This window comes from Cryobacterium mannosilyticum, assembly GCF_004402705.1.
GTDB lineage: Bacteria > Actinomycetota > Actinomycetes > Actinomycetales > Microbacteriaceae > Cryobacterium > Cryobacterium mannosilyticum.
This window is the reverse complement of the sequence record NZ_SOFM01000007.1, coordinates 75,910-89,278: the sequence shown is the minus strand read 5'-3', so window position 1 is coordinate 89,278 and position 13,369 is coordinate 75,910. Positions and strand designations below refer to the sequence as shown.

General features: G+C 67.0%; 11 protein-coding genes. 5 read left to right on the top strand and 6 right to left on the bottom strand.

Annotation, left to right across the window (positions count from 1 at the left end; all coding sequences use genetic code 11):
* Nucleotides 1-40: 40 nt before the first annotated feature.
* The 3 genes from qcrA to E3O32_RS01865 are packed head-to-tail and all read left to right on the top strand — an operon-like array spanning nucleotide 41 to nucleotide 3,588.
* Nucleotides 41-1,114 carry a cytochrome bc1 complex Rieske iron-sulfur subunit gene (qcrA, locus tag E3O32_RS01875; protein ID WP_134506451.1) on the top strand — a complete coding sequence of 358 codons (1,074 nt, stop codon included), beginning with the start codon at nucleotides 41-43 and terminating at the stop codon, nucleotides 1,112-1,114.
* Nucleotides 1,111-2,730, top strand: coding sequence for a cytochrome bc1 complex cytochrome b subunit (gene qcrB, locus E3O32_RS01870; RefSeq protein WP_174774743.1), 1,620 nt, complete (start codon nucleotides 1,111-1,113; stop codon nucleotides 2,728-2,730). The genes qcrA and qcrB overlap by 4 nt, the downstream gene beginning before the upstream one ends.
* A 30-nt stretch (nucleotides 2,731-2,760) precedes the next feature.
* Nucleotides 2,761-3,588 (top strand): methyltransferase domain-containing protein, encoded by an 828-nt coding sequence (locus E3O32_RS01865; RefSeq protein WP_134506449.1) that lies wholly within the window; start codon nucleotides 2,761-2,763, stop codon nucleotides 3,586-3,588.
* A 101-nt stretch (nucleotides 3,589-3,689) separates the two neighbouring features.
* Here the strand turns inward: E3O32_RS01865 and E3O32_RS01860 are convergent, their stop codons facing one another.
* The 5 genes from E3O32_RS01860 to E3O32_RS01840 form a co-directional block, all read right to left on the bottom strand.
* Nucleotides 3,690-4,112, bottom strand: coding sequence for a cytochrome c oxidase subunit 4 (locus E3O32_RS01860; RefSeq protein WP_134506447.1), 423 nt, complete (start codon nucleotides 4,110-4,112; stop codon nucleotides 3,690-3,692).
* Complete coding sequence (gene ctaD, locus E3O32_RS01855; protein ID WP_134506445.1) at nucleotides 4,113-5,849, bottom strand: aa3-type cytochrome oxidase subunit I; 1,737 nt, start codon at nucleotides 5,847-5,849, stop codon at nucleotides 4,113-4,115.
* Between the two features lie 3 nt (nucleotides 5,850-5,852).
* The gene (gene ctaC, locus E3O32_RS01850) at nucleotides 5,853-6,740 is read right to left on the bottom strand and encodes an aa3-type cytochrome oxidase subunit II (protein ID WP_134506443.1); all 888 of its coding nucleotides are present in this window, start codon (nucleotides 6,738-6,740) and stop codon (nucleotides 5,853-5,855) included.
* Between the two features lie 233 nt (nucleotides 6,741-6,973).
* The gene (locus E3O32_RS01845; protein ID WP_134506441.1) at nucleotides 6,974-7,333 is read right to left on the bottom strand and encodes a HesB/IscA family protein; all 360 of its coding nucleotides are present in this window, start codon (nucleotides 7,331-7,333) and stop codon (nucleotides 6,974-6,976) included.
* Nucleotides 7,334-7,507: 174 nt separating this feature from the next.
* Nucleotides 7,508-8,938, bottom strand: a complete 1,431-nt coding sequence (locus E3O32_RS01840; RefSeq protein WP_134506439.1) for a dipeptidase — start codon at nucleotides 8,936-8,938, stop codon at nucleotides 7,508-7,510.
* A gap of 73 nt (nucleotides 8,939-9,011) precedes the next feature.
* On the opposite strand from E3O32_RS01840, the gene E3O32_RS01835 reads away from it, so the two are divergent.
* A complete protein-coding gene (locus E3O32_RS01835; RefSeq protein WP_134506889.1) occupies nucleotides 9,012-9,572 on the top strand; it encodes a DUF3043 domain-containing protein in 561 nt (186 codons plus the stop codon).
* 46 nt (nucleotides 9,573-9,618) lie between these two features.
* Here E3O32_RS01835 and E3O32_RS01830 read toward each other — a convergent pair whose 3' ends face one another.
* Nucleotides 9,619-10,761 (bottom strand): alkaline phosphatase family protein, encoded by a 1,143-nt coding sequence (locus E3O32_RS01830; RefSeq protein ID WP_174776470.1) that lies wholly within the window; start codon nucleotides 10,759-10,761, stop codon nucleotides 9,619-9,621.
* 92 nt (nucleotides 10,762-10,853) lie between these two features.
* Here E3O32_RS01830 and E3O32_RS01825 point away from each other — a divergent pair, with 92 nt between their 5' ends.
* Nucleotides 10,854-13,340 (top strand): DNA gyrase/topoisomerase IV subunit A, encoded by a 2,487-nt coding sequence (locus E3O32_RS01825; RefSeq protein WP_134506437.1) that lies wholly within the window; start codon nucleotides 10,854-10,856, stop codon nucleotides 13,338-13,340.
* Nucleotides 13,341-13,369: the final 29 nt, after the last annotated feature.

The following is a 13,369-nucleotide window of genomic DNA, read 5'->3' as shown; positions in this document are numbered from 1 at the left end:
TCGAACAACTTGTATATGAAACTGCCGATGAAGGAGAACAATGGCCAAGGACGATAACAGCGGAAAGGACCTGGCCGCTGCTGACTCGTCGGGCGTCGGGCATGAGGGAGCTCCCGCAGGCACCGCCGTCGTCGTGCGGGACGCCGTGGGCAACCCGGGCCTCCCGCCGCACCGCCCTCGCGTGACCGATCTTGACCCGAGCGCCGAGCGCCGGGCCGAGCGCACCGTGTACACGCTGTTCTACCTGTCGATCGTGGGCAGCGTCTTCGCCATCGCGGCATACATGGCGTTCCCGATCGTCCCGGAGGACCCGGGTTCCGTTCGCACCAACAACCTCTTCATCGGCCTGGGCCTCACCCTGGCGCTGATGGCGATCGGCATCGGCGCCGTGCACTGGGGCAAGGCCCTGATGTTCGACCATGAGGGCATCGACGACCGCCACCCCGTTCGCGGTTCGGAGGAGACCCGATCACGGGCCGTCGAGATCTTCCAGGAGGCCGGCGAAGAATCCGGCATCGGTCGACGCACCCTGATCCGCAACAGCCTGATCGGTGCGCTCATCGCGTTCCCCCTTCCTGCGGTCGTGCTGTTCCGCGGCCTCGGCCCGCAGGACGACAACCCGGCAGCACTTCTCAGCCACACGATGTGGAAGAAGGGCACGCGTCTCGCCCTCGACCCGACCGGCACGCCGATCAAGGCATCCGACATCACCCTGGGCTCCGCCTTCCACGTGATCCCGGAAGGGCTCCAGGATCTGGAGCACGGCAAGCTGGAAGAAAAGGGCAAGGCCGCCGTCCTGCTGATGCGGCTCAAGCCTGAGGACCTCAACGAACTGCCCGAACGCAAGGGCTGGTCGTATGACGGGATCGTCGCCTACTCGAAGATCTGCACCCACGTCGGCTGCCCGGTGGCGCTGTACGAGCAGCAGACCCACCACCTCCTCTGCCCCTGTCACCAGTCTCAGTTCGACGTGTCGAACCACTGTGAGGTCATCTTCGGACCGGCCAAGCGCCCCCTGCCCCAACTGCCCATCGCGGTAGACTCAGAGGGTTACCTCATTGCACAGAGCGATTTCACTGAACCCGTCGGACCGAGCTTCTGGGAGCGGCATTGAGCACTACAACTACGACCACTGAGCTGGTCGAAACCAAGAAGTCCGGCGGCCTGACGGCCGTCGCCGCCAACTACATCGACGAGCGCACCAGCATCTCGACGGCGGTCAAGGAACTCGGCCGGAAGATCTTCCCGGACCACTGGTCCTTCCTGCTCGGCGAGGTGGCGCTGTACAGCTTCGTCATCATCCTGCTGTCCGGATCGTTCCTGACGTTCTTCTTCAGCGCGTCCATGGCTCCCGTCCAGTACGACGGGTCCTACGTCCCGTTGAAGGGCGTGGAGATGTCCGCGGCGATGTCGTCGTCACTCGACATCTCCTTCGACATCCGTGGCGGGCTGCTGATGCGCCAGGTCCACCACTGGGCCGCGCTGCTCTTCGTCGCGGCCATCGGCCTGCACATGCTCCGGATCTACTTCACCGGCGCGTTCCGCAAGCCGCGCGAACTGAACTGGGTGATCGGCTTCATCCTCTTCATCCTCGCCATGGCCGAAGGATTCACCGGGTACTCCCTTCCCGACGACCTGCTCTCGGGCAACGGCCTCCGCATCATCGACGGGATGGTCAAGGGCATCCCGCTCGTCGGCACCTGGATCTCCTACCTGCTCTTCGGCGGTGAATTCCCGGGCGAGGCCATCGTCGGGCGCTTGTACTCGCTGCACATTCTCCTCCTGCCGGCGATCATCGTCGCGCTGATCGCGATGCACCTCCTGTTCGTCGTGGTCCACAAGCACACCCAGTACCCCGGTGCAGGGCGCACGAACCAGAATGTGGTCGGCTACCCGGTCCTCCCGGTCTACGCGGCCAAGGCCGGTGGCTTCTTCTTCATCGTCTTCGGCGTCGTGATGCTGATGGCCTCATTGTTCACGATCAACCCGATCTGGAACTACGGTCCATACGACCCCTCCCCCGTCTCCGCGGGAACCCAGCCGGACTGGTACATCGGATTCGCCGATGGGGCGCTGCGCCTGATCCCGCCGGGACTCGAATTCGTCTGGCTCGACCGCACGTTCTCGTTCAACATCCTGATCCCCCTGGTCTCTCTCGGGTTGTTCATCCTCGTGGTGCTCATCTACCCGTTCATCGAGGCCTGGGTGACCGGGGACAAGCGCGAGCACCACATCCTCGATCGCCCGCGGAACGCCCCGACCCGCACCGCCATCGGCGCGGCCGGCGTCACCTTCTACGCCGCCCTGTGGGCCACCGCCTCCTCCGACATCATCGCGACGCACTTCTCGGTCACGATGGAGGGCGTCATCCACACGATGCAGTTCCTCACGATCGTGGGACCGTTCATCGCGTTCTTCGTCGCCAAGCGGGTCTGCCTGGCGTTGCAGAAGAAGGACCGTGAGATCGTGCTGCACGGCTACGAGTCCGGTCGGATCGTGCGCCTTCCCGGCGGCGAATACATCGAGGTGCACCAGCCGATCGACGAGTACGAGCGCTGGAAGCTGGTCAGCTACTCCGACTACAAGCCGCTGATGATCCGCCCGAACGCCCAGGGCAAGATCACCACCGGGCAGAAGCTGCGTGCCGGCATGTCCCGCTGGTTCTTCGAGGACCGGATCGAACCCGTCGGCAACACGGAACTCGAACAGTCCCACGGCGACCACCACTAGGCACCTGCCTCAACAACAGATCGGGCATCGATGTCCCTCCAGACCCTGTCGGAGTGGCTTCGGTGCCCGATCTGTTTTCTTCCCCTCGCGCCCGGCGGGGCGCTCGTCCTGCGCTGCCCCACCGGCCACGCCTATGACGCGAACAAGCGAGGCTACGTCTCGCTGGCCGGCGGCTCCCGGCGCCTGATCGGCGACAGCGCGGCCATGCTCGATGCTCGCGACGCCTTCCTCGCCGCCGGCTGGTACGAGCCCCTCCGCGACAGCCTCGCCGAACTGGTTGGCCAGGAGAACCCGCTCGCTGTCCTCGACGCCGGCTGCGGCACCGGCTACTACCTGCTCGGCGTGCTCGCCAGGCTGGACGGCGCCCGGGCCCTCGGCATGGACCTCTCCCCGGTCGCCGTCGCTCGCACCATCGCCGGCGACGACCGGATCGACGGCCTGGTGGCGGATGTCTGGGCGCCGTTGCCGGTGCGGGACGGCGTCGTCGACGTCATCCTCAACGTCTTCGCGCCGCGCAATCCCTCCGAATTCCACCGCGTGCTCCGCCGCGGCGGTCGCCTGGTCGTCGTCGTGCCGCAGGAGACGCATCTGCAGGAGCTCCGCGCTGCCGGGCTCGCTCTCGGGGTGCAGGCGAACAAGTCAGCCGAACTGGTTGCGTCCCTCGACGTGCACTTCATCCTCGAATCCCAGCGGACGTCGTCCGAGTTGCTCACACTCGACCCCCACCAGGTGACCAGCCTGGTCGGAATGGGGCCGTCGGCCCACCACACGGATGCCGCCACCCTCGCCCAGGAGCCGCACGCCGATCGCCCCGTGACCGCTGCCTTCGAACTGCTCGGGTTCCGCCGCCGCGACTGACCCGCGCTCCGCGCCTGCGCCGACGTCAGGGTACGCAAACGGCGCCCGGACTCTGTCGCGGGCGCCGTAGCGGATGGCCGTGAACGGCCGTGGGATGGGTTCTAGCGGGCGAACATGCCCCGGTAGTACTCGTAGACCCAGCCGACGAGGCAGATGACTCCCAGCCCCAGGGCGATGATGGAGATCCAGACGCCAACGGCCAGGCCGAGGAACAACAGGGCGGCACTGCCGGCGAGCAGGATCGGCCACCAGCTCCACGGGCTGAAGAAGCCGACCTCGGGGTCGCCGTCGTCGATGTTGGAGTCCAGCCGGTCTTCGGGCAGTTCCCCGCCCTGGGCGCCGTGCACCCGGCTGAGATAGAACGCGACGAAGCTGGTGAACACGGCGCAGAGTCCGAGGGCGAAGGTGCCGGCCCACTCGACGCTGTGCTGCTTGGGGTCCAGCAGACCCCACACGACGTAGGCGGTGGTGACGACGGTGAAGAAGCCGGCGAGGATCCAGAGCAGGTTGACGTTGGCTCTCATTTATTTCACCTTGTTCGAAGCTGCGTCATACGTGGGGGCATCCGGGGCGTCCTTGCCGGGGCCGATGCCGACGGCCATGGCCACCTCGGGGTGGTTCAGGTCGAACGCGGGTCGCTCGGAGCGGATCCGTGGGATCGAGGTGAAGTTGTGCCGCGGCGGCGGGCAGGACGTCGCCCACTCGAGCGAGGCGCCGAAGCCCCACGGGTCGTTCACGGTGACCAGCGGTGCCTTGCGGGCCGTGATGTACACGTTCAGGAAGAACGGGATCATCGAGACGGCGAGGATCATCGCGCCGATCGTCGACAGCTGGTTCATCCAGGTGAAGCCGTCTTCGGGCGAGTACGACGCGTACCGGCGGGGCATCCCGACGACGCCGAGCCAGTGCTGCACGAGGAAGGTGGTGTGGAAGCCGATGAAGAGGAGCCAGAAGTGCCACTTGCCCAGGCTCTCGTTGAGCATCTTGCCGGTCCACTTGGGCCACCAGAAGTAGAAGCCACTGAACATGGCGAAGACGACGGTGCCGAAGATCACGTAGTGGAAGTGCGCCACGACGAAGTAGGTGTCGGAGACGTGGAAGTCCAGCGGCGGCGACGCGAGGATGACACCGGTCAGCCCACCGAAGGTGAACGTGACGAGGAACCCGAGGGCCCAGAGCATCGGAGTCTCGAAGGTCAACGACCCGCGCCACATGGTTCCGATCCAGTTGAAGATCTTCACCCCGGTCGGCACCGCGATGAGCATGGTCATCAGGGAGAAGAACGGCAGCAGAACGGAACCGGTGACGTACATGTGGTGCGCCCAGACCGCGACGGACAGTGCCGCGATGGAGATGGTCGCGTAGATCAGGGTCTTGTAACCGAAGATCGGCTTACGGCTGAAGACCGGGAACACCTCGGACACGATGCCGAAGAACGGCAGCGCGATGATGTACACCTCGGGGTGGCCGAAGAACCAGAACAGGTGCTGCCAGAGGATGGCGCCGCCGTTGGCCGGGTCGTAGATGTGGGAGAGGAAGATCCGGTCGGATGCGGCGGCGAGGAGCGCGGCGGCGAGCACCGGGAAGGCCATCAGCACGAGGATGGAGGTGACCATCGTGTTCCAGGTGAAGATCGGCATCCGGAACATGGTCATGCCGGGCGCGCGCATGGTGATGATCGTGGTGATGAAGTTCACGGCGCCGAGAATGGTGCCGAATCCGGACAGTCCCAGCCCGACCATCCACAGGTTGCCGCCGACCCCGGGCGAGAAGGTCGTGCTCGCCAGCGGTTGGTAGGCGAACCAGCCGAAGGATGCCGCTCCCTGCGGCGTGAGGAACCCGCCGACTGCGATGAGGCTGCCGAAGAAGAACGCCCAGAAGGAGAACGCGTTGAGCCGTGGGAACGCCACATCGGGCGCGCCGATCTGGAGCGGCATCAGGGAGTTCGCGAATCCGAAGAACAACGGCGTCGCGAACATCAGCAGCATGATCGTGCCGTGCATGGTGAAGAGCTGGTTGTACTGCTCTTTCGTCTGCACGACCTGCAGGCCCGGCTCGAACAGCTGGGCCCGGATCACCAGGGCCATCACACCGGCGAGGCAGAAGTAGACGAAGGAGGTGATCAGGTACATGTACCCGATGACCTTGTGGTCGGTGGAGGTGATCCACCGCACCAGGACGTTGCCCTTGCGGTCGACGCCGGACACGCGCCGAGGTGCGGCCGGCGCGGTGGGGGCGGTGGGAGCAGTGGTGGTACTCATGGCCTAGTTACCCTCCTGAACCGTCGGGGCGGTCGTGCCCGGAAGATTTTGATTGCGCTTGTAGCCGTTGTCGAGCTGGCCTTCATTGCCGGCGACCCGCAGCGACTGGATGTATGCGTCGTAGTCGGACTCGGAGACCACCTTGACCTTGAACAGCATCAGGGAGTGGTACTCGCCGCACAGTTCTGCGCACTTGCCCGAGTACGTGCCGATGCGTTCGGGGATGACCGACATGTAGTTGGTCTTGTCGGGGATCATGTCCTTCTTGTAGAGGAAGTCGATGACCCAGAAGGAGTGGATGACGTCGCGGGACTCGAGCGCCAGTTCGACCTTCTTGCCGACGGGGAGCACCAGGGTGGGGATCTCGGACTCGACCAGCGAGCCCTTGGGACCGTTGAGGTCGGGCTGGCCCTGGATGCCGGCCGAGAACACGTCTTCGTTGACGTAGTTGAAGTCCCAGGCCCACTGCTTGCCGATGACCTCGATCTTCACGTCGGGCGACTCGAAGCGCGCCTCGATCGCGGCCTGGTCACGCGCGGTGAAGGCAAAGAATCCCAGCACGAGGATGAGGGGCACGACCGTGTAGAAGATCTCGATCGGCATGTTGTAACGGAGCTGGACCGGCAGGCCGGTCTGGCCCTTGCGACGGCGGTAGACGACGACCGTCCAGATCGTGAGACCCCAGGTGATCAGGCCGACCACGAGCAGCACGAGCCAGGACGTCGTCCACAACCCGCCGATACGGTCGGTCTGGTTGGTCACCGCCGGCTGACCCTCTTCGAAGCCGGGGAGGAAGCCGTGAAGCTGGGCTTGAGTGCACCCCGCCAGAACAATGGCCAACGACGCTGCAATCGGAATAGCAGCCCATCGGAAACGATGGTTTTTGCGCACCAGTAACCTTTCGGAAAGACTCGACGACACTTCACTGGAAGTGCATTTCTCGATTCCCAGCCTACTGCGAGAGACGGCTCCGGATGTGCACCAACGCGGCCGGGTGGATAACGAATTCGCCTCCAGTCACAGTATTCGCGGGCGCCGACCCTCCGCCGAACCGCGACACGCCAGGTGCCTGGTGTGTTCGGACCTGGTGTGTTCGGACAGGGACGGCGCTCAGCCGCTGCGGATCAGCTGAAGGAGTCTCCGCAGGCGCAGCTTCCGCCGGCGTTCGGATTGTCGATCGTGAACCCCTGCTTCGCAATGGTGTCTTCGAAGTCGATGGACGCTCCGTCGAGATAGGGCACGCTCATCTTGTCGACGACAACCTCAACCCCGTCGAAGTCGACGAGCGCGTCACCCTCGAGCACACGCTCGTCGAAGTAGAGCTGGTAGATCAGGCCCGAACAGCCTCCGGGCTGCACTGCGACGCGCAGCCGCAGGTCCTCGCGGCCTTCCTGGGCGAGCAGGCTGCGGACTTTCTGGGCGGCGGTGGCGCTGAGGCCCACGCCGTGCGCTGCGGTGCCGGTTTGGGCGATGGTGTCGGTCATGCTGCTCCTCTTAATCTCGCGTCGGTACGGTCCCGTCACGTCGCTGCTGTCAATCGGTGGCGCCGCGCAGCCGGCCTGGGCCGGCTCCTACGGGTTGCCACCGTGATTCTACCCAGCGAAACGGTGAAACCACCCTCGGAATTCCCGATCCGGACGTCGACTTGGCCGAGCGGGTCAGGAAGCCGCCGGCTGGACCCTCCGGTTGAGCCGGCCGAGCAGGAAGGCCTCTGCGAGGACCGCCCGTTTGAACACTCCGAGGTGGAGTGACTCATTGGGGCTGTGCGCGCGTGAATCGGGGTCCTCGACGCCGGTGACCAGGATCTGGGCTTCGGGGAAGACCCGCACGAGGTCCGCGATGAACGGGATCGAGCCGCCGACGCCGATGTCGACCGGCGCGCGCCCCCAGGCCTCTTCCATGGCGTGCCGGGTCTCGGTGACGGCCCAGCCGCTCGTGTCGACGAGGAAGGCTTCCCCCGTGTCGACGTCGTCGATGTCGATCTGCGCGCCGAACGGGGCGTTTTCGCGCAGATGGGTCTCGAGGGCGGCGAAGGCATCCGCTGCGGGCTGGCCGGGGGCGATCCGGGTGCTCAGTCGAACCGAGATCACAGGCGACAGGGTGTTGGAGGCGTTGGCGACGGTCGGCGCGTCGATGCCGGTGATCGTGATCGCCGGCTGCGACCAGATCCGGCTGAGAACGGAGCCGTGGCCGATCGGACTCACTCCTGCGGCCAGCCCGGTCTCCTGGCGCAGCTGGGCCTCCGAGTACTCGGGGGTGGCCGTGTCGTGGCTGGTCAGCCCGGCGACCGCCACCGATCCGTCGGCGGCGTACAGGGTGCCCAGAAGACGGACCGTGGCCATCATCGCGTCGGGGACGGCGCCGCCGAACATGCCGGAGTGCGACGCGTGGTCGAGGGTGCGGACGGTGAGCCTGAATGTGACGTTGCCGCGCAGCGCGATCGTCAGCGCCGGAGTGTCGATGTCCCAGTTGTTCGAGTCGGCGACCACGATGGCGTCGGCGCGCAACGCCTCCCGGTTCTCCTCCAGGAAGGTGGCGAAGGACCGGCTGCCGAACTCCTCCTCCCCCTCGATGAAGAGGGCGAGGCCGAGGTCGAAATCGGGTCCTACCGCTTCGACGAGGGCGCGGATCGACGCGATATGGGCCATCACGCCCGCCTTGTCGTCGGCGGCTCCACGTCCGTAGAGACGGTCCCCGCGCACTGTCGGTTCGAAGGGCAGCGTTTCCCAGTCCCCATCGTTGCCGGGAGGCTGCACGTCGTGGTGCGCGTAGAGAAGCACCGTCGGCCGGCCGTTCCGGGCAGCCCGGGTGGCAAGCACCGCCGGCTGGCCCAGTTCCGAGCCGCCCGGGATGCCGGCCTGCTTCAACTCGACGGTCTCGAACACGCCCAAACCGCGCGCCAGTTCCGCCACCATCTCGGCGCTGCGGGCCACCTGGCCACGGTCGAAGGCATCCCACGACACCGACGGGACCCGAACGAGCGCGCAGAGGTCCGCGATCGTCGACGGCAGGCCCCGCTCAACGGCCGCCCGGATGCCGTCCGCGGCCGTTGTCGACGAATTCGGTTCTGTTTCTGGAATATCGGTCATCGGGTAATCTTAAGCCAACCAATTGCAAGGAACTGATGTGGCTAAGCCTGTGAACCCAGACGCACAACCCCCCATGGAGACCGTGGAGGAGACGAAAGCCCGCCTCGCGGCCGGTCACCCGTCCGGCAAGGGGCAAGCGACGCCCAGCCGCAAGCAGCAGGAGGCGCTGAACAAGCGCCCGCTGGTGCCCGACGACCGCAAGCTCGCGGCCAAGCAGGCCAGAGGCAAGGCGGCCGAGGCCAGGGACCGCGCCCGTGTCGGCATGGCCGCCGGTGACGACAGGTTCCTTCCGCAGCGCGAACGCGGGCCGCAGAAGCGCTTCGTCCGCGACTACGTCGACGCCCGTTTCAACATCGGCGAATTCATGATCCCGGTGATGTTCCTCGTCATCCTGCTGACGTTCTTCCCCGACCCGATGGTGCAGACCTACGGCATCCTGGCGCTGTGGGCCTTCTTCCTCGTCGCGGTGGTCGACTGCGTCATCCTGGGTTTCACGCTCACCCGCAAGGTGAAGGCGAAGTTCGGCGAGCCCAAGGCCGAACGGGTCCGTTGGTACGCGGCCATGCGCGCGCTGCAGCTCCGTCCGATGCGCCTGCCCAAGCCGCAGGTGAAGCGCGGCCAGTACCCCGCCTGAGTACCGTGTCGGGTCGGGCTCATGCCCGGTCCGGCAGGTGCCGGCCTCAGGCCGAGTGCGCGCCGAACCGGATCAACGGGACCCGGAGTTCCTCGTCGGTGAGCGACCCGTGCTGGCCGATCATCTGGCGAGCCGACTGTTTCGGTTCGCGTGAGTCGTAATAGGCGACCAGTTTGCGGGCGGCGACGATGACGTCTCCGATCCGCGGAAGCACCTCCGGCGCAACCTCGCCGAAGAGGCCAGCCTCGACGGCCTCGGCCCGGGTGAACACCCAGGCACGGTCGCCCTCGGTTTCCCGCCAGGATTCGGCCAGGGCCGGCGCCTCATCGGCGCGCTCCGGTTCCAGGTAGAGCTGGACGCATCGGGGGTCTCCTCCGATGTGGCGCACTCCCCCGACGAGCTCGGGAACGGTGTCGAAAAGAACATGCCGGGTTGCCGGGACATCGACGACGCCGTGATCGGCGGTAAGCAGCAGCCCCTCGTCCCGTCTGAGGCCGGCGGCGAACCTCTCCACCGCGGCGTCGAGTGCCTCCAGTTCGGCCAGCCACCGGGCGGACTCCCAGCCGTGCGCGTGGGCGGCCATGTCCAGTTCGGGGACATACAGGTAGACAAGTGCCCTCGGTTCGGAGTCGAGCAGCGTGCGGGCGGCCGCGAATCGGTCTGCCAGGGTCTCCGCGGGCACGTAGCGGGCGCCGCGGAGCACGGCCAGGGTGAAACCGGACGCCGTGTAGCGCTTGGGCCCGATCGCGAAACTGGGCACCCCGTCGTCGGCGGCGCGCTCGAAGACCGTGCGTTCCCTTTGCCACCGTGCCGGATCCATGTCGTCGTCCCAACCGGTCAGCTGGTTCACGACCCGGTCCCTGGCCTCGTCGCGCACGCGGTAGCCGACCAGGCCATGTCGCCCCGGCTCGACACCGGTCGTGAGGGTGGCGATCCCGGCGGCCGTCGTGGCAGGGAAGACGCCGTCGAGCACGCCCGCCTTCGTGAGGTGGGAGCACAGGAAGCGCGCATGCCCGGCGCGCGCCCGGAGCTGGCCGACCCCGAGCCCGTCGGCCAGCACCACGACGGTCCGGCCGGCCGACCCCAGGCCCAGGGCATTGGGCCGGTCGAGGATCGAGGACAGGGAACTTGTCAGAACGTCGGCAAGCCGCAGGGCACTGAATTGGCGGGCCGGTAGCATGGGGGGCATCCGGCCAATTCTGACATAGACCCAGGCCGCACGTTCCAGCGCCCACCCGAAAGTGCCTGCCCCAGGCCAGCACGCCTCAACAGAATTCACGAATGAGCCGTTCAAACAGCACGCCGCCCGCCGATTTCACCGAGCGCATCGAAGACGTCGACGTGTCGACGGAGATGCAGGGGTCCTTCCTCGAGTATGCGTACTCGGTGATCTACTCCCGTGCGCTCCCCGACGCACGGGACGGGCTCAAGCCCGTGCAGCGCCGCATCCTCTACCAGATGAGCGAAATGGGACTCCGTCCGGACCGCGGCCATGTCAAGAGCGCGCGGGTCGTCGGCGAGGTGATGGGCAAGTTGCACCCCCACGGCGACACGGCTATCTACGACGCCCTGGTGCGGATGGCTCAGGCGTTCACCCTGCGGGTGCCCCTGATCGACGGGCACGGCAACTTCGGTTCGCTCGACGACGGCCCGGCCGCGCCCCGCTACACCGAGGCGCGCCTGGCCGCCCCGGCCCTGGCCATGACGGAGAACCTCGATGAGGACGTCGTGGACTTCGTGCCCAACTACGACAATCAGCTCACCCAACCCGACGTGCTGCCGGCGGCGTACCCGAACCTGCTGGTCAACGGAGCGAGCGGCATCGCCGTCGGGATGGCGACGAATATGGCGCCGCACAACCTGATCGAGGTGGTGGGCGCCGCCCGGCACCTCCTGGCGCACCCGGACGCCACCCTCGAGGACCTGATGGAGTTCGTGCCGGGTCCCGACCTGCCCACCGGAGGAACCATCGTCGGCCTGGCCGGGATCAAAGATGCCTACGCCACCGGCCGGGGCAGTTTCAAGACCAGGGCACGCGTCTCCGTCGAGGCGATCACCGCCCGCAAGGCGGGGCTGGTCGTCACCGAGCTGCCCTACCTCGTCGGCCCGGAGCGGGTCATCGAGAAGATCAAGGACGGGGTGAACTCGAAGAAGCTCAGCGGGATCTCCGACGTCACCGACCTCACCGACCGCACCAGGGGACTCCGCCTCGTCATCGGCATCAAGACCGGGTTCAGCCCGGAGGCCGTGCTGGAGCAGCTCTACCGGGTCACCCCGCTCGAGGACTCGTTCAACATCAACGCCGTCGCCCTCGTCGACGGCGGCCCGCAGACCCTGGGTCTGCGCGAACTGCTCATGGTCTACGTCGGCCACCGGATCGAGGTGGTCACCCGGCGGTCGGCGTACCGGCTGGCACGCCGCAAGGAACGCCTGCACCTCGTTGAGGGTCTGCTCGTGGCCATCCTCGACATCGACGAGGTCATCCAGGTGATCCGCGCCAGCGACGACAGCGACCAGGCTCGCACCCGCCTGATCGACGTGTTCGACCTGAGCCAGATCCAGGCCGAGTACATCCTCGAGCTTCGGCTGCGGCGGCTGACCCGGTTCTCGCGGATCGAGCTGGAGACGGAACGCGACCAGCTGCTCGCGGACATCGCCGCCCTCGAGAAGCTGCTCGGCAGCAAGCAGGCCATCCGCACCCTCGTCTCCGACGAGCTCGCCACCGTGGCCGAACGATTCGGCACCCCCCGGCGAACCGTGCTCACCGAGGCCCGGCCGAGCATCGCCGGGGCCGCCGCGAAACGCACGGCCGCGATCCTCGAGGTCACCGACACCCCGACCCGGCTCTACCTCAGCACGACCGGCCGGATCGCCCGGGTCGACCTTCCCTCCGCCGACGAACCGTTGAACGAGCGGATCGTCCCGGCACAGCGCCGCAGCAAGCACGACGCAATCCTGTCCAGCCTGGACACCACCAGCCGCACCGAGGTCGGCGCCGTGACCAGCCTGGGCCGCCTCATCCGGTTCTCCCCCGTCGACCTGCCCGTGATGCCGCCGACCTCGATCCAGCTCGCGGCGGGCGTGCGCATCGGGGATTACCTTGCCCTGCCGAACAAGGAGGAGAAGGTGCTCGCCCTGGTCTCCCTCGACTCCGACCGGGCGATCGCGCTCGGCACGCGCTCCGGCATCGTGAAACGCGTGACCCCAGGCGATTGGGCGAACCGGCCCGACTTCGAGATCATCGCGTTGAAACCGAAGGATGTCGTCGTCGGCGCCGCACAGGGTTCCGAGGCCGACGAACTCGTCTTCATCGCCTCCGACTCCCAGCTGCTGCGTTTCCCGGCCGGCTCGGTGCGCCCGCAGGGGCGCACGGCCGGCGGCATGGCCGGGATCAAGCTCGCCCCCGACACCCAGGTGGTCTGGTTCACGAGCCTGGCGCCGGAGGCGGCCGAGTCCGCCGTGGTCGCCACGATCGCCACCGGCAGCCAGACACTCGCCGGAACGGATCCCGGCAGCGCCAAACTGTCCGACTTCGCCGAGTACCCGGCGAAGGGCCGCGCCACCGCGGGCGTGCGATCCCACCGCTTCCTCAAAGGCGAGGACACCGTGTCCGTGGCCTGGGTCGGGCCGCTCCCGGCCCGCGCCGTCGGCCCCGATGGGGCTCCTCGTTCTCTCCCCGAATCCGGCTCCCGCCGCGACGCCTCCGGCACGATGCTGGACGCCGTGGTCGGATCGATCGGCGCCCAGATCGGCACGCAGAACGGCTGACCGCCGCGGCACCCAATCCTTGCCGCGGG

Coding starts and splice junctions, on each gene's coding strand:
- ctaD (WP_134506445.1), bottom strand. CDS start 5,849: ATGAGTACCACCACTGCTCCCACCGCCCCCACCGCGCCGGCCGCACCT.
- E3O32_RS01840 (WP_134506439.1), bottom strand. CDS start 8,938: ATGACCGATATTCCAGAAACAGAACCGAATTCGTCGACAACGGCCGCG.
- qcrA (WP_134506451.1), top strand. CDS start 41: ATGGCCAAGGACGATAACAGCGGAAAGGACCTGGCCGCTGCTGACTCG.
- E3O32_RS01825 (WP_134506437.1), top strand. CDS start 10,854: ATGAGCCGTTCAAACAGCACGCCGCCCGCCGATTTCACCGAGCGCATC.
- E3O32_RS01860 (WP_134506447.1), bottom strand. CDS start 4,112: ATGAGAGCCAACGTCAACCTGCTCTGGATCCTCGCCGGCTTCTTCACC.
- E3O32_RS01830 (WP_174776470.1), bottom strand. CDS start 10,761: ATGCCCCCCATGCTACCGGCCCGCCAATTCAGTGCCCTGCGGCTTGCC.
- E3O32_RS01835 (WP_134506889.1), top strand. CDS start 9,012: ATGGAGACCGTGGAGGAGACGAAAGCCCGCCTCGCGGCCGGTCACCCG.
- E3O32_RS01845 (WP_134506441.1), bottom strand. CDS start 7,333: ATGACCGACACCATCGCCCAAACCGGCACCGCAGCGCACGGCGTGGGC.
- E3O32_RS01865 (WP_134506449.1), top strand. CDS start 2,761: ATGTCCCTCCAGACCCTGTCGGAGTGGCTTCGGTGCCCGATCTGTTTT.